23 protein-coding genes, 1 tRNA gene and 1 pseudogene are annotated in these 20,575 nt (G+C 37.1%); 6 read left to right on the forward strand and 19 right to left on the reverse strand.

What is annotated here, in order from left to right:
* Positions 1 to 80 precede the first annotated feature (80 nt).
* From P3T75_RS07530 to P3T75_RS07570, 9 genes are all read right to left on the reverse strand, one after another.
* Complete coding sequence (locus P3T75_RS07530; RefSeq protein WP_206904022.1) at positions 81 to 800, reverse strand: YebC/PmpR family DNA-binding transcriptional regulator; 720 nt, start codon at positions 798 to 800, stop codon at positions 81 to 83.
* Between the two features lie 94 nt (positions 801 to 894).
* On the reverse strand, positions 895 to 2,058 hold the full coding sequence (locus tag P3T75_RS07535; RefSeq protein WP_282461250.1) for a nucleotidyltransferase: 1,164 nt from the start codon (positions 2,056 to 2,058) through the stop codon (positions 895 to 897).
* 107 nt (positions 2,059 to 2,165) lie between these two features.
* On the reverse strand, positions 2,166 to 2,900 hold the full coding sequence (locus P3T75_RS07540) for a class I SAM-dependent DNA methyltransferase (RefSeq protein ID WP_206904020.1): 735 nt from the start codon (positions 2,898 to 2,900) through the stop codon (positions 2,166 to 2,168).
* A 1-nt stretch (position 2,901) separates the two neighbouring features.
* Positions 2,902 to 3,243: a ribosome silencing factor gene (gene rsfS / locus P3T75_RS07545; protein WP_282462582.1), complete on the reverse strand. Its 342-nt coding sequence runs from the start codon at positions 3,241 to 3,243 to the stop codon at positions 2,902 to 2,904.
* A gap of 53 nt (positions 3,244 to 3,296) precedes the next feature.
* Positions 3,297 to 3,887, reverse strand: coding sequence for a bis(5'-nucleosyl)-tetraphosphatase (symmetrical) YqeK (yqeK, locus tag P3T75_RS07550; RefSeq protein ID WP_206904017.1), 591 nt, complete (start codon positions 3,885 to 3,887; stop codon positions 3,297 to 3,299).
* Entirely contained in the window at positions 3,877 to 4,476 is a 600-nt protein-coding gene (locus P3T75_RS07555) for a nicotinate-nucleotide adenylyltransferase (protein ID WP_230708983.1), read from the reverse strand. The genes yqeK and P3T75_RS07555 overlap by 11 nt, the downstream gene beginning before the upstream one ends.
* A gap of 51 nt (positions 4,477 to 4,527) precedes the next feature.
* Positions 4,528 to 4,839, reverse strand: a complete 312-nt coding sequence (gene yhbY, locus P3T75_RS07560; protein WP_282461251.1) for a ribosome assembly RNA-binding protein YhbY — start codon at positions 4,837 to 4,839, stop codon at positions 4,528 to 4,530.
* 13 nt (positions 4,840 to 4,852) lie between these two features.
* Positions 4,853 to 5,968, reverse strand: a complete 1,116-nt coding sequence (gene yqeH / locus P3T75_RS07565; RefSeq protein WP_282461252.1) for a ribosome biogenesis GTPase YqeH — start codon at positions 5,966 to 5,968, stop codon at positions 4,853 to 4,855.
* Complete coding sequence (locus P3T75_RS07570) at positions 5,961 to 6,491, reverse strand: YqeG family HAD IIIA-type phosphatase (protein WP_206904002.1); 531 nt, start codon at positions 6,489 to 6,491, stop codon at positions 5,961 to 5,963. The genes yqeH and P3T75_RS07570 overlap by 8 nt, the downstream gene beginning before the upstream one ends.
* A gap of 242 nt (positions 6,492 to 6,733) precedes the next feature.
* Here P3T75_RS07570 and P3T75_RS07575 point away from each other — a divergent pair.
* A tRNA-Gly gene (locus P3T75_RS07575) sits at positions 6,734 to 6,804 on the forward strand.
* Between the two features lie 194 nt (positions 6,805 to 6,998).
* Here P3T75_RS07575 and P3T75_RS07580 read toward each other — a convergent pair.
* The gene (locus P3T75_RS07580) at positions 6,999 to 8,141 is read right to left on the reverse strand and encodes a tyrosine-type recombinase/integrase (protein ID WP_010753427.1); all 1,143 of its coding nucleotides are present in this window, start codon (positions 8,139 to 8,141) and stop codon (positions 6,999 to 7,001) included.
* A gap of 50 nt (positions 8,142 to 8,191) precedes the next feature.
* Positions 8,192 to 8,713 carry a helix-turn-helix domain-containing protein gene (locus P3T75_RS07585; protein WP_010753426.1) on the reverse strand — a complete coding sequence of 174 codons (522 nt, stop codon included), beginning with the start codon at positions 8,711 to 8,713 and terminating at the stop codon, positions 8,192 to 8,194.
* 196 nt (positions 8,714 to 8,909) lie between these two features.
* Here P3T75_RS07585 and P3T75_RS07590 point away from each other — a divergent pair, with 196 nt between their 5' ends.
* The 3 genes from P3T75_RS07590 to P3T75_RS07600 all read left to right on the forward strand — a co-directional run bounded on the left by P3T75_RS07590 (position 8,910) and on the right by P3T75_RS07600 (position 11,024).
* The gene (locus tag P3T75_RS07590; RefSeq protein WP_010753425.1) at positions 8,910 to 9,173 is read left to right on the forward strand and encodes a hypothetical protein; all 264 of its coding nucleotides are present in this window, start codon (positions 8,910 to 8,912) and stop codon (positions 9,171 to 9,173) included.
* Positions 9,174 to 9,475: 302 nt separating this feature from the next.
* Positions 9,476 to 10,576, forward strand: a complete 1,101-nt coding sequence (locus P3T75_RS07595; protein WP_282461253.1) for a replication initiation factor domain-containing protein — start codon at positions 9,476 to 9,478, stop codon at positions 10,574 to 10,576.
* Positions 10,577 to 10,640: 64 nt separating this feature from the next.
* On the forward strand, positions 10,641 to 11,024 hold the full coding sequence (locus P3T75_RS07600) for a hypothetical protein (RefSeq protein ID WP_010753423.1): 384 nt from the start codon (positions 10,641 to 10,643) through the stop codon (positions 11,022 to 11,024).
* 264 nt (positions 11,025 to 11,288) lie between these two features.
* Here the strand turns inward: P3T75_RS07600 and P3T75_RS07605 are convergent, their stop codons facing one another.
* Positions 11,289 to 11,858: a TetR/AcrR family transcriptional regulator gene (locus tag P3T75_RS07605; RefSeq protein ID WP_010753422.1), complete on the reverse strand. Its 570-nt coding sequence runs from the start codon at positions 11,856 to 11,858 to the stop codon at positions 11,289 to 11,291.
* A gap of 116 nt (positions 11,859 to 11,974) precedes the next feature.
* Positions 11,975 to 13,306, reverse strand: coding sequence for an FAD-dependent oxidoreductase (locus P3T75_RS07610; protein WP_010753421.1), 1,332 nt, complete (start codon positions 13,304 to 13,306; stop codon positions 11,975 to 11,977).
* An 872-nt stretch (positions 13,307 to 14,178) separates the two neighbouring features.
* On the opposite strand from P3T75_RS07610, the gene P3T75_RS07615 reads away from it, so the two are divergent.
* Together P3T75_RS07615 and P3T75_RS07620 are read left to right on the forward strand one after the other, a co-directional pair.
* Positions 14,179 to 15,030 carry an aminoglycoside phosphotransferase family protein gene (locus P3T75_RS07615; RefSeq protein ID WP_282461254.1) on the forward strand — a complete coding sequence of 284 codons (852 nt, stop codon included), beginning with the start codon at positions 14,179 to 14,181 and terminating at the stop codon, positions 15,028 to 15,030.
* 163 nt (positions 15,031 to 15,193) lie between these two features.
* A complete protein-coding gene (locus tag P3T75_RS07620) occupies positions 15,194 to 15,481 on the forward strand; it encodes a hypothetical protein (RefSeq protein ID WP_282461255.1) in 288 nt (95 codons plus the stop codon).
* Positions 15,482 to 15,557: 76 nt separating this feature from the next.
* Here the strand turns inward: P3T75_RS07620 and P3T75_RS07625 are convergent, their stop codons facing one another.
* From P3T75_RS07625 to accD, 6 genes and pseudogenes are all read right to left on the reverse strand, one after another.
* Positions 15,558 to 16,292, reverse strand: a complete 735-nt coding sequence (locus P3T75_RS07625) for an amino acid ABC transporter ATP-binding protein (RefSeq protein ID WP_282461256.1) — start codon at positions 16,290 to 16,292, stop codon at positions 15,558 to 15,560.
* Between the two features lie 23 nt (positions 16,293 to 16,315).
* Positions 16,316 to 17,005 (reverse strand): amino acid ABC transporter permease, encoded by a 690-nt coding sequence (locus P3T75_RS07630; protein ID WP_206903990.1) that lies wholly within the window; start codon positions 17,003 to 17,005, stop codon positions 16,316 to 16,318.
* 15 nt (positions 17,006 to 17,020) lie between these two features.
* Positions 17,021 to 17,829: pseudogene (locus P3T75_RS07635) on the reverse strand (transporter substrate-binding domain-containing protein).
* A 403-nt stretch (positions 17,830 to 18,232) separates the two neighbouring features.
* Positions 18,233 to 18,799 carry an NUDIX hydrolase gene (locus P3T75_RS07640; protein WP_282461257.1) on the reverse strand — a complete coding sequence of 189 codons (567 nt, stop codon included), beginning with the start codon at positions 18,797 to 18,799 and terminating at the stop codon, positions 18,233 to 18,235.
* Between the two features lie 126 nt (positions 18,800 to 18,925).
* The gene (locus tag P3T75_RS07645; protein ID WP_282461258.1) at positions 18,926 to 19,708 is read right to left on the reverse strand and encodes an acetyl-CoA carboxylase carboxyl transferase subunit alpha; all 783 of its coding nucleotides are present in this window, start codon (positions 19,706 to 19,708) and stop codon (positions 18,926 to 18,928) included.
* The gene (gene accD, locus P3T75_RS07650; RefSeq protein ID WP_282461259.1) at positions 19,705 to 20,571 is read right to left on the reverse strand and encodes an acetyl-CoA carboxylase, carboxyltransferase subunit beta; all 867 of its coding nucleotides are present in this window, start codon (positions 20,569 to 20,571) and stop codon (positions 19,705 to 19,707) included. Before accD ends, P3T75_RS07645 begins: the two co-directional genes overlap by 4 nt.
* Positions 20,572 to 20,575: the final 4 nt, after the last annotated feature.

Genomic DNA, 20,575 nt, shown 5'->3' on the forward strand with positions numbered 1-20,575 from the left:
TAAATTCTAGTTATTGGAGCATATCAATTAGTAGTCCTCTTTTTAACTATTCGTAACTTTTATATTCTATGTTAACTATCTTAATCGTCCAATTCTACATTGTGGAAGATTTGTTGTACATCTTCCAAATCGTCTAAGGCATCGATCATTTTTTCAAATTTTTCTAAGTCTTCGCCTGTTAATTGGATTTCATTTTGAGGCATCATTTGAATTTCTGCTACTGAAAACTCAGCAATTCCTTTTTCCTTTAATGCTGCTTGAATACTGTTAAAGTCCTCTGGTTCCCCATAAACGATGATTTGATCGTCTTCTTTTGTAACATCGCGAACATCAATGTCTTTTTCCATTAGGTATTCTAAAATTTCATCGGCATCTTCGCCGGCAAAACCAAAAATCGCAGTATTATCAAACATGTAACTAACAGCTCCAGATACTCCCATATTCCCGCCATTTTTACCAAAAGCAGCGCGAACATCAGCAGCGGTACGATTAACGTTATTGGTTAAAGCATCTACGATTACCATTGATCCATTTGGCCCAAAGCCTTCATAACGCAACTCTTGATAATTTTCATCGCCAGATCCTTTTGCTTTTTCAATCGCACGATCAATGATGTGTTTTGGCACATTATACGTTTTCGCCCGTTCGATAACAAAACGTAATTTTTGGTTGGCGTGGGGATCAGGATCACCTGATTTTGCTGCTGCGTAGATTTCAATCCCAAATTTTGCATAAACACGACTATTTGCACCGTCTTTTGCGGTCTTTTTCGCGACGATATTTGCCCACTTACGACCCATACTTTCACTTCCGTTTCTATATTATTCAACTGACGAAAAAACGTCCTTTTCCATTATACTTGTGTGAAGGCTTCCTGTGAAGTATTTTTTAGTCTCAATTCAATTTCAAAGGCCTTCGACCAAAATTTTGTTCGCTAATGTCTTTACTTGCCAACCGATAAATTTCATCGGCTCTTAAAGTTAAGGGGACTTGATTGGCACCACTTTTGCCGATTTTTGCAAGTAGTGGCCAAGGGGTTACTTTTTTAAGTTGATTCAAATATTTTTGTCCTTTACGGTTAAACCCGAGTATACGCAAATAATTATCTGACCAAGCAAGCTGCATTTCAGCACGTGTAATATTCAACAAAATATAACATAGCTGTCGTTGAATCCGGGTTAATGTATAGTGCTTTGATTTTACTTGAGACAAAAAATCCGTAAAATCTGTGGTATTCAGTGCAGTTTGCTGCATTTTCAAGGCAAGCCCTGATTCCATTTGATAGAGGATTAATAAATCTTCTAGGCTACTACTCATTAAGCGATAACGTAAATAAGGCCAAAAGTTATGCCAATCAACAGAATATTTTTCTACACTTTGTTTTGTCTTGATTGGTACAAAATTAGAAATATCGCCATCTTCTTGAAGTAGCTTGCGAATTGCTGTAGCGCTGGCGATTTTCCCATCTGTAATTTGAATATCGTGATAACCTGCTTTTTGTCTTTTAATAGCAATTAAATTCATCGGATTTTTCAGCTGCGCATTTTCTTTGGCATAACTCAAACCCAAAATATGATTAGGCAACATTTGATTAACTTGCGGTAGGTTAAACAGTTCCTGATAAATTTCTTGCATAATTTGTGGATACGTCTTTTTTTGATCCGCCTTTCGTTGAAACAGTGCCTTTATTTCAGCAGACTGCCGATTCAACTGTTGTCCAAAGGCATTATAATCAAAAGTTGCATCATAATCAGTTCCAAAGCACAAACTATCACATTGTAATGCTGCCAGCGTTTTGATACCGCCTTTTGCAAATATATCCGCTGCTTGGCAAGCGTATTGAATGGGTAATTCAATTACTAAATCCACACCATGAGCCAGTGCAGCATCTGCTCTTTGCCATTTATCCACCACCGCTGGCTCTCCTCGCTGCAAAAAATTTCCGCTCATTACAGCAATGACAACGTCCGCCTGACTTTTCTTGCGGGCTGTTTTGATATGATAAAGATGGCCATTATGAAAGGGATTGTATTCAACAATAACACCGCAAGCTTTCATTTTTCTTTCCTTTCTTTTTAAAACAGGTAATTATGACATAAACAAATATAACCGGACTGATATGTTAAAACGTTTCATATCTTGCGTCCGGATAATTTTGTATTCACTTATTTTTGACAAACAAAAAACCAACGGCGCGTTTTTTCATTTGGCTGACTATCGGTGAAATCACCAAAGCACTCTATCTGATTAAACCCAGCATTTTCCAACATTCTTTGATAAAGTTCCAATGAGTAAGTACGTTCTTTATGCAACTCATCTCTGCGTTCAAATAAATCGCACTCTGTGTTTTGCGCGACAAAAAAAGTTAGAAAATGTTCAATACTATCAGGTAGCTTTCCTTGATAACTTTCCCACAAAAAAGCAAACTCATCGGTTTGATAATGGTAGTTATAATCAGGAAAAACTTCATTGATTTGGTAAAGAGAGTGAACATCAAAAATGAAGATTCCCTCTTTTTTTAACAGCTGATAGACACCATCAAAAACTTGTTGAACGGCTTGTTCATCTGGCATATAGCATAGTGAATCCGAAAAGCAGGTAACAGCTTCGTATTCGCCGATATCATTTAAATCCAGCATATCACCTTCAATAAATTGTACCGAAACATCCGCTTCAAAAGCTCGTTGGCTTGCAATCATTAACATTTCTTCCGATAAATCTAAAGCCGTCACATCATAACCGTCTTTGGCAAAGCGACAGGCTAGTGCCCCGGTACCACATGCCAATTCTAGTAATTGTTTTTTTTGCTTTAAATGGCGCTTTGAAAATTCATACCATTTTTCATATAGACTTTTATCCATCACTTCATCATAAACAAAAGCAAATGTTTCATATGTCATTTTAAGATACAAGCCATGCATTTAGGTCAACTAAAGGTGCGTCAGACCACAATTTTTCTAAATTGTAAAATTCCCGCTCGCTTGTGCTAAATACGTGGACAATAACATCCCCTAGATCAATTAAAACCCATTTAGCTCCGTCTTTACCTTCAATTCTTTTGATGGCAACTCCTTGTGTTTCTTCTTTTTCGACGATTTCATCAATGATCGCATTAATCTGACGTTCACTATTTGCAGAACAAATTAAAAAATAATCTGCCAATAGGGAAATTTCTCGCACATCTAATGCAATAATATCTTGCGCATGTTTTGAATCAGCAGCTTCTACTGCTATTTGTAAAATCTTTTCACTTTCTATGGTAGTTCCCTCCTATATTTGGTGTTACGTTATTTTAGTTAAGCGTGATTTGCGACCCACTTATTATATGTCTCAATTGTTTTTGGATAAATGGGCTTGTTTTGTTCAATTAGATAGGTCAGTGTATGCTTTGTTTCATAAGCAACAGCCTCATCTAAATTAATCAATGCTATTTCCCGTGCTTTTTTAACCCCTGGAAAGTCTCGTCCAGGTTCAATAAAGTCCGCTACATAAATGATTTTTGCCAAAAGTGACATTTCAGCTGCACCGGTAGTATGCAACGCAATCGCTGTTAAAATTTCTTCGTCATCAATTTCTAACTCTCGCTGGACAAAGTCAGCCCCCACAATGCCGTGCCAAATGGCGTTACCCCAGTTTAACAAGTCCAAATCAAAACCATCACGACGAATAACCAATTGAAATTCATCGTCGCTTCTTTCTTTAGCGTAGTCATGCGTTAAAGCAGCAATACTTGCTTTTTCTGGTGAAGCACCATATTTACTTGCCAAGGCAATCGCAGTTTCTTCCACACCCAAAACGTGTTTAAAGCGTTTTTCACTCATTTGCATCTGAACTTTTTGCATCAGTAATTTTCGATCCATCGCCGTATAATTATCACTATATTTCATCAAGATACAGCCCCTTTTCTAAAATATAGTTTAACACAGGATCTGGTAGAAAGTAGCGCGCCGAGCACCCCTGAGCAATCTTTTTACGAATCAGAGACGAACTCAAATCCATTTGCGGAATGTCCACCCAAATAATTGGATACGGACTTTCTTGACTGTACTCAGGACGCTTAACGCCTACAAATTGAACTAAATCAGCCAACTCATCAATTTGACGCCATTTCGGTAGATAAGCCACCATATCGCCACCAATAATAAAATAAAAATCAGTATCTGGATTTTGTTCTTTTAAAATCTTCATGGTATCAATCGTATAACTAACACCTTGCCGTCTAATTTCAACATCCTCTACTTTTAAGCGTGGATTATCTTGAACAGCAAGCTTTAACATTTCTATGCGATGGTGGGCTGAAATTGTCTTTTTTGCATCAATATGAGGGGGCAGATACTCTGGCATTAGACGTACTTCATCTAAGCCTAAAAGTTGTCCTACTTGGTCTGCAATAATTAAATGCATCACATGTACCGGATTAAAGTTCCCACCTAAAATACCAACTTGTTTACGACGCTTGTTGTTTAGCGGTGCCATTTTTACTTGCGGTACGACACCAACTGCCACTTTTTGCATCTGCCAAACCTCCTAAATTGCTTTTACTTCTTTTGAAATCCTTTGATATTTTTCTTTGCTGCTTGGTCGGTATAAGACTAAAACACGGCCGATAATCTGAACAACTTGACAGTGTACTTCCGCTGTTAAAATATGTGCGACATCAGTTGCAATCTCATCTGTATTTTGTAGCAACGAAACTTTAATTAGTTCCCGTTTTTCCAACGCTTCTCCAATTTGGGTAATCATTGGACCACTAATGCCGCCTTTTCCTATTTGAAAAATCGGCTGTAGGTGATGCGCTTTGCTTCTTAAAAAGCGTTTTTGTTTTCCTCGTAATTCCATAGTTGCCTTCTTTCTAAATCAATGCTTTTCTGGTTAAGACCGCAACACCCTTAGGCGCCCAACCGGCAATAACACATGGATTAGTAATTGTAATCCAGCCCAGCCCAGCAAAGACAATATCTGTTTTTTCTTTAATTGAAAATTCAAAACGTTGTAAAGGTGGAAAATCTACTACTTCTTCTGGGCGTGGCGGTTGTAATAGCCCCCCCACGTGTTTTTCATAAAAAGCGTCAGCATTTGTTAATTTTGTCCGGTGAATTTCCACATCATTTGAAACATATGTTACAAATGAGCTACGCTCACCTTTAATAAAATCAAAACGTGCCAAACCACCCAAAAAGAGCGTTTGCTCAGGATTTAACTGGTAAACTTTAGGCTTAACTTCTTTTTGTGGTGCAACAATTTTTAAATCTTGCGCACCTAAGTAATGCGCCATTTGTTCACGATGAATAATCCCTGGTGTATCAATCAAAAAGTGTCCATCTTCTAATGGAATTTCAATTTTATCTAACGTTGTGCCTGGAAAGCGTGAAGTTGTAATCAAGTCTTTGACACCAGCAGTCTGCTTAATGATTTGATTGATTAGCGTTGATTTTCCAACATTCGTCACACCGACAACATAAACATCCCGTCCATCACGATATTTTTCGATTGTATCTAACAGTTCTGTCATCTCTTGTGGTTTCTTGGCACTCGTCAATAAAACATCCACGGGACGCAGACCCGTTTCGTGAGCTCTTTCCCGCATCCATTGTGTCATTTTCCCGCGTTTTAACGACTTTGGTAAAATGTCGACTTTATTTCCCACCATCAACACGGGATTATCACCGACAAAACGATGTAATCCGGGAATAAGTGAGCCATTAAAATCAAAAATATCAACGACATTTACAATTAAAGCATCTTTTTGCCCCAATTCATTTAATAAGCGTAGAAAATCATCATCTGTTAAAGCGACTGGTTGAATTTCATTGTAGTGTCGCAAGCGAAAACAACGTTGACAATACACTTCACCCGTTTCAAGCCCTTTATCTAGCGCTGATTGTGGCGTATAACCTAACTCACCTGGATGTTGTGTTTGAATTTCGGCACCACAGCCAATACAATAAATTGTTTCAGTTTCAGTCATTTAATTCACCTTGCCATTTCATATCCGGATTATTTTTTTGTAAATGCTTCATGATTTTCCGTTCAAAAAAGCGATTGATCCGCGTATTCCAGCCGTCTGTTGCCACAACTGGCTTCACCAAAATACTTTTAACGCCTGCTCTATTAGCTCCACGAATATCTGTCATAATTTGATCGCCCACCATTACGACATCTTCTTTTTTCATTCCCAGCTTTTGGTAGCCCGCCTTAATCCCTCTTGCAAAAGGTTTTAAAGCTCTGGAAACAAAGTCTAAACCAAAAGGTGCTAATGCATGGGCAATGCGTTCATGATTATTGTTAGAAACGACAACAACAGGAATTTTAGCAGCATCCATTTGTTTTAGCCATTGGCGTAACTCTTCGGTCCCATTGGGATTATTCCAAGCGATTAAAGTATTATCTAAATCTGTTAAAACAGCTTTAATGCCGTGTTTTTTTAATTGTTCCGGTGTAATCTGATAGATGGCCGAAACCATCCACGTTGGTTTATATTCCTGAAACATAGGTGCTCCTTTACTCAAAAAATGAAGGAGTACCGTGTACTCCTCAAACCGAAATTATACTATAAAGTGTGTCATAATTCTAGCTTTCGTAATTTTCATCCTCATTATTTCAAACTTTATTAAAAATAGACGCCTAATTTAAAAAAATAGTCGATAATTTTGAGAGTTTAAAAATAATTTTTTTAATTGCTAACAAATCACTTGCCGGAAAATAAAAAAAGCTATATACTATTTCTTGTCTTGCGGGTGTAGTTTAGTGGTAAAACAGAAGCTTCCCAAGCTTCCGTCGCGAGTTCGATTCTCGTCACCCGCTTAGTCTAAAAACCTTGATGTATCAAGGTTTTTTCTTTTTGTCTTGATTTGTTGATATCATTGGGTATCAGCAATTATCAAGCCCGTCTAAACTATTATCTAAACTACTTTTTGGATTCAGTCATCTCAGCGAATGCTTGTATAGCAGGGATTGAGACGATTGAATCCTTTTTTTATTTCTAGACTCTAAACTATTTAGCTTAGAGCGTTCGCTAAGAGATTAATCGAGTCTATTTTCTCTTCTTGATAAACTCCTGCGTAGGTATCTAACGTCATTGAAACACTGGAGTGCCCTAGCAGCTCTGAAACGGTTTTAAAATTAATACCTTGTCCAATTAGAATTGTTGCAAAAGTGTGTCGGAGTGCGTGAGGACTTAGTTTAGGAATTCCAGCATGCTTTGAGATTCTGTGTAACCAAAGTCTTGGATGTGATAGTTGGATGGGTTCGCCTTTTTCATCACAAAAGACAAACTGTTTCCCATCAAAGATATTGACACCTAATTTTAGACACTCCTCTTTCTGAATCAGACGCCACTTTTTCAAGATAGAAATTGTCTCATCGGTTAACGGGATTTTTCTTCTAGACTTCTTAGTTTTTGGTTCCTCAAGATATTGCCTTCTGTTTTTCCCACGAGTCAAAGTCTGTTTTATGGTAAGTACTTTTTCATCAAAATTGATGCAATCCCATTGCAAACCCAAAATCTCACCTTGTCTACAACCTGTATTCGCAAGCAAGAAAAAGAATGTATAGATTTGAAAAGGTTCGTTATTTTTTGCATATTCCAATAACTTTTTAAGCTCGTCTTTAGTATAAAAGTTTATTTCCTTTTCTTGAAGGTTCTTTTTCTTTCTTGGCATGACAATTTTTTTTGCTGGATTTTCGGATACATAACCTTGCTTAATAGCAAAATCAAAAATCCGAGAGACGTTTGAAACATACTCTTTAAATTGAGTATTCTTTTCTCTCATGGTATTGGCAAATTTTTGAATATCGGATACTCGTATTTTTTTGATTTCTTTCTCTCCAAAAGTTGGCAAAATATGAGTGTCAAATTTTTGCTTAAGTTTTACAAAACTTGACTCTTTCACGGTAAGCTCGTACGTCTCTAACCATAGTTCATAGATTTCCTTAAATGTTGCATCTTTGTGATTTTGAAACCCATTTTTTAAAATGTCATACGAAACTTGACGATAATAAGCTTTAGCAGCTTTCTGAGTGAGAAAGCCTCCTTTATTAATGTTAACTTGCTTCTTTGTCTCGGGATTTACTCCAAGATATCCCGTCACTCGCCATAAATTTGCTCCATTGCTTTTTTGATATTGTGTGTATGTTGGCATTTTTTTCTCCTTCTCATGTGTGGGGCACATAGGAAAGGAATGAACTTTCGTTACTTGTTCTGTTGTGCTTCTTGAATGAAGGCTAAGTCTTTTGCAGTTTTCTCGATTTCTTCAAACGGGAGGTTGTCAAAGAAGACTGGTTTCATCTCTGGTTTCCCATGACGATCCAAAATTGGATTGCCGTCTTCATCCAAACGCATTTGTGGGGTAAAGAAACGTTGGATAAAGGCGAGTTTCTCTGCTACCTCGTCTATTTCTTTCACTGTATGGCTATTCAAAATTTTCGCCAAAGTAAACAAGTTTTGAACTTTTTGATCGTACTCGTCGATGCGATCAAGAATAACCGTTGTTTCAGAGACCGCAATCTCTTTTGGTGAACCAAAGAGTTGAATCGGTGTCGCATGAAAGACCGTCGCAAATTTTTCTAAGCTCTCAAAGGTCGGGTAGCGAATTCCCCGTTCGATATTGGAGATGGTTTGTTTTTGTACACCAATCTTTTCTGCTAATTCCGTTTGGGAAAGTCCCATTTCTTTTCGTAAACGAGCGACATTGCCGCCAAAGTTTTCTATCATTTTCCTCACCTCGGGTCTATCATAAGCGCTTTCTCTAAAAAATTCAAGTAAAAAATAAACTAAATAGTATTTCAAGTAAACTTTTAAAATATACTTGACATCTATTTTAGATCGCGGTAGAGTGTACGAAAAGATACTATTTTATTTATTTATAGTTCTTTTAGTTTTAAAAAGAAAATGTAAGGAGGTGAAAAGAATGTCGGTATTGGAACAAGCGCTCCTGGATTGGCAAAAAGATCAGACCAATCAATTCTTTGCCCTGTTAGAAACCCGCTTGGAAGAAACACAGACCCAGCAGGATATCGTCAAACAAAAATATTGTGCGGCGCATTTTGATGTGAGTGTTAATACATTGAAAGAATGGGTTCTTCAGGGCTGTCCAGAAATTCGATTGGACTCAGGTATGGTTTTATACAGCATTCAGGCGGTGAGAAGATGGTTATTAACCTATCAAAACTAAACAAAGGTGTGGGGCCAAGGAAAGGAACCGGTGTCGGGTTGGGGTGGTTGCCGCAGCCGTTGCCTCGTCTGCGATGGCTGAAAGCCAATCGGCAGGCGAGGCTTACGGACGCGTGGAACGCACAGGTCTTTTGCGAACACCAGATACCGGCTTAGGATAAGGTGCCTTTCTAATAGCACCTTATAAAGAGAAAAATAATGGCTAATAACTACCGGAAAAATGCAAAAAAAGCCGATACTACCAAGCTTTTTCACAACAAAAATAATTTGCGAACAAGCGCAAATTTTAAAGGAGGTGACCAAATGACCAAAAGTACCCAGAATGTGCTAGGAAAAGTAGACTGGTTTCAAGCCGTCTTGCATCAAGTCAGTTATCAGACGGTCTTTCAAGACTTATTAAAAATCAGTTTAGAATCCGTCTCGATTCAAGCAGGCAGTTTAAAACATGAAGAATACGATACTGTGTACACCTGTGGTTTTCTCAAATACTACACCTATCATCAGCCAGAAAAGGCCAAAGAACGCGGAACCCTTGTCTTAAGCGGGCAAGCCTGTACCACCTATGAATGGATTTTGCTTTCGTATAAGCCCAAGGCGAATGTCTTTCAAGAACTCGCCACCCGTTTTTACGAGTATGCTAGTCAAACCGCCTTCACCTTTGAAATCAAGCGGCTAGATTTAGCCTTAGATGATTACAATGAAGTGCCCTACTTCACGGTAGAACAACTCCACAATAAGTTGAAACGGAAGCGATTCCTTTCAAAAGGACGAAGCTATCAACTCCATGACAGCGAGTTTGATGCCAAACAACGGGCAAAAACGGTTAGTATCGGCGTTCGAGGATCGGCTTGTATGTTTCGTGCCTACGACAAAGCCAAAGAAATGGCCAAAGATTTTGATGGAGTGAAACAAGAGGAAATTCTGGCTCGGGCTCCCCAAATTCGGTTGGAAGTCGAAACACGAAATGAAGTGGCAGATAGTCTCTTTCGAACCATTGCTTTTTTACCGCAAGATCAATATATCGCAAACTTAATTCGAGGATTTCTACAAACGGAACTTACCTTTTACACCGACGGCTCCTTAAAGCAGGTCTGTCGTTGGTGGCAGGACTACCTAAAACCAAGTCTAGTTCCCACTATCACCCGGCAATATCAAGTGAGTAGCTTTGACCGTTCCTTGAACTGGTATGAATACGGTGGACCCATGGCATTAACTCAGGCACTCTTTTTCTTGCATCATGAGGGTGTCGGGATTGACCCAAGTTTGTTAGAGATTCGTCCCAATTATGAATGGACACCCGAACTTTCTGATCGCATGATTCAATACGTCAGTGAGCAACAACGTCCCGATTTGATTCCACTTATTCAAGAACGCACCAAAAAAGCGTCCGTCACTTCCCAATAAGTGAACGAACGCTCTGTTAAAAAATTTTCTAAAGCAAGTATAGCAAAGAAAGGAAGAATATACGATGCCAAAAATGTTAAGTATTAATGATTTTGATTTCGGAGCCATTGGCCCAACCTTTGAACTAGATGAGGTCACTCCGAAATTTGCGACTGAAACTCGAACCGATGAAAACGGACAGGTCATTCTAGATCGCGAAAACCAACCAAGAAACTTCTATACCGATGAGATTATCGGGTACAAATATTCGGTGACTATCCTAGAGGGACAATTCCGTAAAAAAGCAACGCAAGTCACCGTCAATACCTTAGACCATCCGATTGACAATGATGAGATTATGAAGCGCGAGAGTGTCAAATGTCGATTTGAGAACTTACAACCAAGTAGACCTGGGCACCCGATGTATTATAAGGCAGATAAGATTGTTTTGTTAGGGAATCAGAAATAAAAAAGTAAGGAGAGCACACTAATCTGCTCTCCTTATTCTTCGGTTGAACGGAAAAAGAGACTGTGACGAACACCTTTGGCGCAAGCGTCTAAAAAGTACAATCCCAAAATCATTCTCGGTAGACTCCTCAAAATAACTTTCTGGAAGATTTAGTTGTAATTAGAGTAGGCCAGATACTTCCTACACGACTTTTGACATGATAACTCTATTCTACACAAGATTCAGATTAATTCCTCATTTTGGTTCAGGACCGCACTTCCTATCTCAATTTGTCACAACCAAATACCTTTTCTTTAATGATTTAATTGTTTCATCTAACACTGACAGATCTTGTGTGACCTTTAATAATACAATACCTCCTTGAATCTGAGCAATAATTGATCTCGCTTCAATTTGAGATTCCTCAAAACTCAACGAACTAAAAGAAAGTAAATTTTTAGCTAAAGAAATAATCCACTCATTCATAAAATCATTTAGTAAATCACGAAAGTCCTCATCCTCCAGTGATAATTCGACAATTAAATTTCCCATTGGACATCCATAATAACGATTCTGATCTTTATGAAATGAATAAACCCAATCCAACATTGCTTCAAAATCATGTTGAGGATTTAAACTGGGAGCCAATATATCATCGAACAGCTCATTTTGCCAAGACTTAACGTTTTCACGGATTACTTCTATACCAATACTTTTTTTAGAATCAAAATAGTAATACAATTGTCCCTTACCTGCATCCGCTGCTGCTAAAATATCCCGAATAGAAGTATTGTTATAACCTTTTTTATAAATTAAATTGCGTGCCGCCGAAATTATCTTTTCCTTCGTTCCCAAAATAGTGTTCTCCTCTTTTGTTTAAAGTATGGCAAGTCTAGCAACTGAGGATATTATTGTCAAGATTGCTATAAATCACTTCAAATTTTGAATTGAGAACCTCTCTTTCTTTATTCCTATTTTAATACGTCATTTAAAGATTCGCTCATAGTTGGGTGTGTGTAAATAGTATCACGTAGCATTGTATATGGGAGGTTAGCCTTAATAGCTAAGGCAATCAAATTAATTACTTCATGAGATTCCTCTGCATAAATAGTTGCCCCTAATATCTGTTCAGTTTTAGGATCTACTAAAATTTTAAAAACACCTCTCGCATCTTCAAGTACTTGTGCTTTAGGTACTCCAGCAGCCATTAACTTAAATATTTTATAGTCGATATTCCTTTTTTGGGCTTCTTTTTCTGTTAACCCAACGTTAGACAATGGCGGTGTAATAAATACACTATAAGGAACAACTACTCTGTCTGAAACTTTTCGTTCTTCTTCCCCAAACAATTGACTTAAAATAATGCGATAATCGTCCAAAGAAATATAAGTAAATTGTAATCCACCTTTAACATCTCCAATAGCCCAAACATCGTCAGCAGTGGTTCTTAAAAAATCATCAACTACTATAGCACCGCGATCAGTTACCTGAATACTTGTATTTTCTAAACCTAGCTCCGATGTATTTGGCTTCCTCCCTGTAGCTGCTAGAACTTTGTTTGCTTTGACGATTTTCTTCTCGCCGTTTTCGGTATAAGTTACTTCGGCAAAATCCGCATGATCTTTCACTTTATCAATAGAAACACCTAAATGGAATTCAATACCAGCCTCAACTAAATCATTATAGATCAATTCTGAAACATCATCGTCTTCTCTAGAAATAAAATCAGTACTAGCATCCAAAACAGTCACCTTACTACCATAGCTGTTAAACATAGAGGCAAATTCTAACCCAATATATCCAGCACCTATGATAACAAGATTGTCTGGCAACTTCTCCTGATCCATTGCACTAGTAGAGTCTAGCAAATAAGTACTTTCCCTCAATCCTACTATTGGAGGAATGACTGGAACAGCTCCAGTGTTAATAAAGATTCTTTCACCTTCAACTTGTTTTATTGAACCATCGGGCAAAGTCACTTCCAGAATGTGATCAGCAACAAACTTAGCAGTTCCATCTAACACTTCTCCCGTTGCTTCATCTGAGATCATATGATAATTCTTATTTCTCAGCATACCAATCAATTTCTCTTTATGTTCTATAGCAGTGCTGAAGCTCATTTTTTTTTCACCATTTAAAATTAATGACTTGGATGGGATACAGCCAATATTAATACAAGTTCCACCATACATTCTCTTAGATTTTTCGATTACTAATACGGATTGACCTTTAGCTGTTAATGTTTTTGCGAGTGTTTTTCCTCCCTTACCAAAGCCAACGATAATATTTTCATACTTATTCATACAAACCCTCCATTTTTCTGTACCAATCGGTAGGTACTGAATTAATTGTATTATATTAGAGATAAATAAGTAAAATCATTTGCTTATGCGCTATTGTTCTTTTACATAATACACAGATAGATAGTATTAGCTCATTAAAATGAGTTTATAAAATAATTGAATGAATTTTTTTGATTTCCGAAGTAATTCGCCACCAAGTAGAATTTCAAAAGAAATCTTTATTGTGATGTAGCCAAATGGGGACACCAACAATCAACAACGAAGTCACGTTATTTAAGCGGATTATTTTTGATTATCAAAATTTTATCGTTTTCTTTCACACATGAAGCTATTTACAGTAAGGATTGATATTTCAAATTTTAAACATTTGAGAATAATAATGAAGCACTTGTTATATCAATAGTGCTTCAGTAGAGGGACTATATCATCAGATGTTAAATATTCAGCTAGTAACAATATAAAACTTGATTATTTTTATAACTGTGAAAAGGGACTTATTAATTTAGCTTCATTCTTTTCCTATATACCCCACACCTTTTTTGTCTTTATGAACCTAAACTATTATCTAAACTAGCCAGTATTGGTATAGTAAAAATACTGATAGAGCAAGGATTTGAGAGCCATGCTGTTAACACAGAAGCTTCCCAAGCTTCCGTCGCGAGTTCGATTCTCGTCACCCGCTTTTATTATAAGTTTACAAACTGTGTTTTCATACAGATTTGTAAACTTTTTTTATTTATTGCACAAAAAGTACCCAAAGTTTTTTATAGTCTCAGCTTTACATATGAATTTTATCGATTTCTTCACTCGTAATTGCCTGACTCACTAACAATTAACGGGTCAAAATCAGCTTTTTTTAAAGGAGAACCCCGATGCTAACGCTTGCTTCAGTTAAAAATTTAATTTCACACCAATTTCCCCAATGGCAAGATCTCGAGATTACCTTTGTCAAAAATAGCGGACATGATAACCAAACCTTTCATTTGGGTCAAAATATGACAATCCGCCTGCCACGTTCAGCAAAATATGAACCGCAAATAAAAAAAGAAAGTATTTGGCTACCTGTCTTAGCTAAACACTTGAGTTTTCATATTCCAACACCACTTGGTTTAGGCCATCCTAGTGTCTTATATCCTTCTTTTTGGTCAGTCAACCAGTTCATCTCCGGAGAAACACTTACAAGAAAAAACGTTGCCAATCTTTCTTTATTGGCCTTGGACTTAACTAAATTTTTAGTGGAGTTGCAAAAAGTACCTATTACAACTGCACCAGCTGCAGGAAATCACAATTTTTTTAGAGGTGCCAATCCTAGTGTTTATCATGACGAAGTTATAAGTACTTTCACCACTTTGCAAAACGATTTACCCGTAAAGCAATTAGAAAAAATTTGGCTAAATGCCATTACTTCTTCTTGGGAACACGCACCTGTTTGGCTTCACGGCGATATCGCACCAGGAAATTTGATTGTACAAAAAGGTCGACTTCATGGCGTCATTGATTTTGGCATCATGGCCGTTGGCGACCCTGCTTGTGATTACGCTATGGCTTGGAGCTTTTTTGAAAAAGAGAGCCGCTCGGTTTTTCTCGCAAATTTAGATGAAGAGCTCATAAATCGGGCCAAGGGCTGGGCACTTTGGAAAGCACTGATAACCTATCGTAATCCAAATACGAAAATTGCAGCAAATTTTATTAGATTCAAAATAACTGATAGACTTCTCATTTAGAAAATGTCATTTCTGTCGAATATCACAAGTTATGTTATACTAAAAAAGGTGATATTCATGCGAAAATTTCTTGCAGGATTATGGACTTTCTTTTTATATCTCATTTTATTTTTATTTGTAATTGGTATTTTAATTTTAATTTTCAGATGAAGGAGCGAAGCATATGGAAATCTTTGGAAATCAAGCTGCTTTTTTGGAGGACTACAAACGAATTGTTAAGACTAAAGATATGACTGACGAAATGATCATAGATAAAGTAGCCGAATCATTGCCTACTGCACCTAATTTCCAAATTATTGCAACTAGCGATGAAACAAAACTAGGCCAACGAATTTGTTTTCCTTTCAAACAAGAAATTTGTTCTACTGATCCAGATGGCGTTGTCACAACACGCTACATCTATGTCGGTTCACCTTTTGAATTAGATACAAAAACTGACGAACAACCTTAAAAAAACAAGGATATGTTTTCTTGCAAGTGCTAGTTATTTCTGGCAACTTACTTGAAACATATCCTTGTTTTTTTATTTAGGATAAAACTTTTGATAAAAAATCAGCGGTCCGTTTATTTTGCGGATGATCAAAAATTTCTGTCGGTGTTCCTTCTTCTCGAATAATTCCTTCGTCCATAAACAAGACACGATCGCCTACCTCTTTAGCAAAGCCCATTTCATGGGTAACAATCACCATTGTCATCCCTTCTTTAGCTAAGTCTTGCATAACTTGTAGAACTTCACCCACCATTTCTGGATCAAGCGCTGAGGTTGGCTCGTCAAAAAGCATGACATCTGGTTGCATGGCTAACGCTCTGGCAATAGCTATTCGTTGTTTTTGACCACCGGATAACGACTGGGGATAGGCCATAGCCTTGTCAGCCAAGCCAACTTTTCGTAATAACTCTCGGGCAATTGTTTCAGCTTCCGCATTGGTGATGTTTTTAACTTTCCGAGGTGCTAACGTAATATTATCTAAAACCTTCATATTAGGAAATAAATTAAAATTTTGAAAAACCATCCCCATCTTTTCGCGCATTTGGTACAAATCATTTTTTGAATCGGTTATATTTTGATTTTCAAAAAATATTTCACCTTGTGTCGGCGTCTCTAATAAATTCAAACAACGTAAAAAAGTACTTTTGCCTGAACCTGATGGCCCAATGACGACCACAACTTCTCCTTTTTGAATTTGTGTATCAATTCCTTTCAAAACCTTGTTATTTTTAAAAGACTTATGCAGACCTTTGACATCAATTAAAACAGACATACTCCTCCTCCTTTAAATTCCACTTATCGACTATAGCCAACGCCCATCTTTTGTTCCCACCAGGCCAAAATTCGCCCCGTTGAAAAAGTGATAACAAAATAAATGGCGGCTGCTACAAAATAAGGTTCCAGTGGAATATAAGAATTAGTAATAACAATTTGGGCAGTATTCATCAACTCATAAATGCCAATTGTAGAAAGTAATGATGAATCTTTAATCAAAATAATAAACTCATTTCCCATTGGTGGTAAAATATTTCGTAAAGCTTGTGGAAAGATAACATAACGCATTGCCTGCATCGGTTTTAACCCTAAAGAGCCTGCCGCTTCACTTTGGCCGCTGTCCACCGATTGAATGCCTCCCCGCACTATTTCAGCGACATAAGCACCCGAATTTAAGGAAATAACAATAATCCCTGGAATTAGACGAGTAAAATCTAATTTTAAAATACCAATATCAATTGTCGGTGCAGAAAAAGTTCCTTGCAACAAGACAAAACCAATCATAATTTGAATCAGCATTGGCGTGCAGCGGAATACTTCAATATAAATATTTGCCAGCCATCTTAATGGCGCTACAAAACTAAGTTTGGCCAATGCCATTAGAACTCCGATGATGGTTCCAATAATAATTGTTACTACTGAGATGATTAGCGTAATAACCGTTCCATATAAGAAATACGGATAATATTCAGTTAAAAAAGAAAAATCCATTTTCATTCCCCATTTTTATTCTTTGGTTGTTTTATTTGCGATCGCTGTATTTTCATTGACATATTTTTCGATTTCCCTGAATCAATTAATTCTTTAATAATTTTGTCAATTTCACTTTTCAAAGTATCGCTGCCTTTTTGCATTGCAATCGCATAAGCTTCATCTTCGCTAGATTTTAAATCAATTGTCGCAAATTGCAATTCCGGATTTTGCGCTATATAAGCAGCACCTACAGTTTCCTCTACAACTAATGCATCAATTGAACCTTGTTTTACTTCTAAAATTAAATTGGGAACTTTTGCTACAGAAACAATTTGTGGGTCTTGCATTTGTTCTTTGACGATATCTTCTTGAATGGAGCCTTTTTGTGCTCCGATTTTCTTTCCTTTTAGACTGGCGATAGAATTATAGTTGGCGGCATTTTTTTTGTTAATGACAACTTTTTGAGGGGGATTATAATAGTTGGCCGAAAAGTCAAAGGATTTTTGACGTTCAGGTGTAGCAGAGATACCGGCAATACCAAGATCAACTTTACCTTCTTTTAAGGTAGCTAAGACCGCATTAAATTCCATATCTTCAATTTTTAATTTCACGCCTAATTTATCAGCAAGCGCTTGTGCTAAATCCATATCCGCCCCGACAATTTTATCTTTGCCATCAACCATCGTATGAAATTCAAACGGCGCAAACTCAGCAGAAGTACCAACTTTTAGTACACCACTTTCTTTAATGGCAGCCAATTTATCCTCTTCTTTTTTACCGCCACAGGCCGTTAATAAAAAACAGATCCCCACAATTGCTAAACTTGTCAAAAACTTTTTCATCCAATCACTCCTAATAAATATATATTCACTTTTAATCTCTTTATTGAGAATATATACATATTAGCACAAGGTTTTTTCAAATGCACGCTTTTTCTGAATTTTTTCACTAAAGATACGTATATTATTTCATAGCTAAATTCAACTTTTTTATCCTTATCAAATAAATCCCATTATTTCAGCATTTCCAACGAAAATAATTTCAAGAGAAATTTCCCTCAACTTTAAAATATACATTTTTTATACAAAAAAATAGATTTAGAACAAAAATTGCCTAATTTTCATCCTAAATCTATTTATAATCAAACAGCAACGACTGAAAGTTTTTCAAGACACTAAAGATAAATTTCATTTACTCCTCAGGATATCTCAATTACCTCCTTCAGTCTTCTATTTTCAAGCGGGTCTATTCTTTAAATTTTTTAGCTTTGTTCATTAGTTTGCGATAATAAGGATGCATCGCAACTTCTGCCACTGCTTGTTCTAATTTATCGGCAGCAATCCACTTCACATCGCTATTTTCATCCGGTTTAATTTGTAAATTTTGTGTTTCTGGTGCTACAAAAAGATAGGTGGTGTTGATGTGATTGTGCTCTTTAATAAATTTTCCATTTTTATAATGTGCAGGTACTGGTAAAATATCAAAAGAAAATAACTTTTCAGTAACTACTTGATAATTTTTGATTCCCGTTTCTTCCATCAATTCTTTTTTTGCGACTTGTAATAAATCACTCATCCCATCTGCATGCCCTCCTGTCCATGCATAAGATTGATAAATATTGTGATAAATCATTAAGGTCTTATCATAGTCTGGGTTAACTACCCAAGCAGAAGACGAAAAATGATAGTCCAAATTTTCTCGCGTGAGCAAGTTTTCTTGGTATCGAATTTGTTCCATAAATAACTTCTTATCCGCAACTTCTTGTGTCGTAGCCGGTTGATAGGCTGTAATTGCAGCGATAATTGCTTCCATGGTGTACTCCTTTATAGATTTTATTTACTTGATTTTATCATATTTTTTATTTATACAGCTTCTGTCTTCATTACTATCACCGCAAAAAGACGTATCATTTCCTAAAACAGGAAATGATACGTCTTTTTAATACTTACGGAAGCGTTCATAGCGCTCGGTCAATAAAGTTTCGACGTCCTTTTGTGCTAAGACAGTTAATTTTGCATCAAGCTCCTGCTGCATGTACTGAACTATCGTTTCTTGTGGCAAATTTATTCCCTCTTTTGTCTCGGGAATAACTTTTTCAATTACATTTAAATCATATAATTCTTGGGCCGTAATTTTCATCAATGCAGCCGCTTCGTTAGCGCGACTACCATCTTTCCACAAAATAGAAGCAAAACCTTCCGGCGATAAAATTGCATAAATAGAATGTTCCATCATCCATACTTCATCACCCACAGCCAAGGCCAAGGCACCTCCACTACCACCTTCGCCAATGATAATCGCAATAATCGGAACCTTCAAATCAGACATTTCCATCAGGTTTTTGGCAATTGCTTCACCTTCGCCTCTTTCTTCAGCACCGATTCCACAATATGCACCAGCAGTATTAATGAAAGTAATCACCGGACGCTGAAATTTTTCCGCCTGTTTCATTAACCGCAAGGCCTTACGATAACCTTCAGGATGGGGTGAACCAAAATTGGTTTGCAAATTTTCCTGCAGATCCCGCCCTTTTTGAATCCCTATAACCGTGACCGGTTTTTTATTTAATGTCGCAATGCCACCGACCACTGCTTGGTCATCTGCAAAGAGTCGGTCCCCATGGAATCCTTCATAGTCCTCAAAAATTAAATCAAAAAATTCTAAAGCAGTCAGCCGTTCTTTGCCGCGGGCCAACTGCACAATCTCGTGAGCCGCGGTCATTTAGCTAACCACCCTTCTGTCGTGTGTAATTTTAACAAATATTCAATTTTATTCTTTAACTCGATACGCGGAACAATTTGATCGACAAAACCATGTTCTAACAAAAATTCTGCTTTTTGGAAGTCCTCGGGTAATTCTTGTTTAATCGTTTGTTCGATTACGCGACGACCAGCAAAGCCAATTAGACTTTGTGGTTCTGCCAAGATAATATCCCCTTCCATGGCAAAACTCGCCGTCACGCCACCTGTTGTCGGATCTGTTAAAACCGTTAAGTAAAATAGTCCAGCATTACTATGGCGTTTTACTGCCGCTGAAATTTTTGCCATTTGCATTAGAGAAAAAATCCCTTCTTGCATTCTGGCTCCCCCCGAAGCTGTAAAAATCACTACAGGTAATCTTCTTTCAAGTGCTTTTTCAAATAGACGGGTGATTTTTTCACCGACGATTGTCCCCATACTCCCCATAATAAAATGCGGATCCATAATTCCTAGTGCTAAAGGCAGACCGTTGATTGTTGCTTCGCCGGTTAATACCGCTTCATGTAAGCCGGTTTTCTCCTGCGTCTGTCTTATTTTCTCTTTATAACCTGGAAAATTCAGTGGATCTTTAGTAAAAATATCAACGTCCCACTCATCAAAACTTTTTTCATCAATCGTAATTGCGATTCTTTCCCAAGCGCTAATTCTAAAATTATAACCACAATATGGACAGATTTTTTCTACCCCAATATCTTTGGTATAAAGCATATGTTTACAATTCGGACATTTTGCCCACAAATTATCTGGAACCTGTGGTTTTTGATTTGTCCCCTGCGTGCGGTTGGGATTGATCCGAATATATTTTTTCTTTTTGAATAAAGCCAAATAA

Origin of the sequence: Enterococcus montenegrensis (assembly GCF_029983095.1) — a bacterium.
Classification (GTDB): domain Bacteria; phylum Bacillota; class Bacilli; order Lactobacillales; family Enterococcaceae; genus Enterococcus_C; species Enterococcus_C montenegrensis.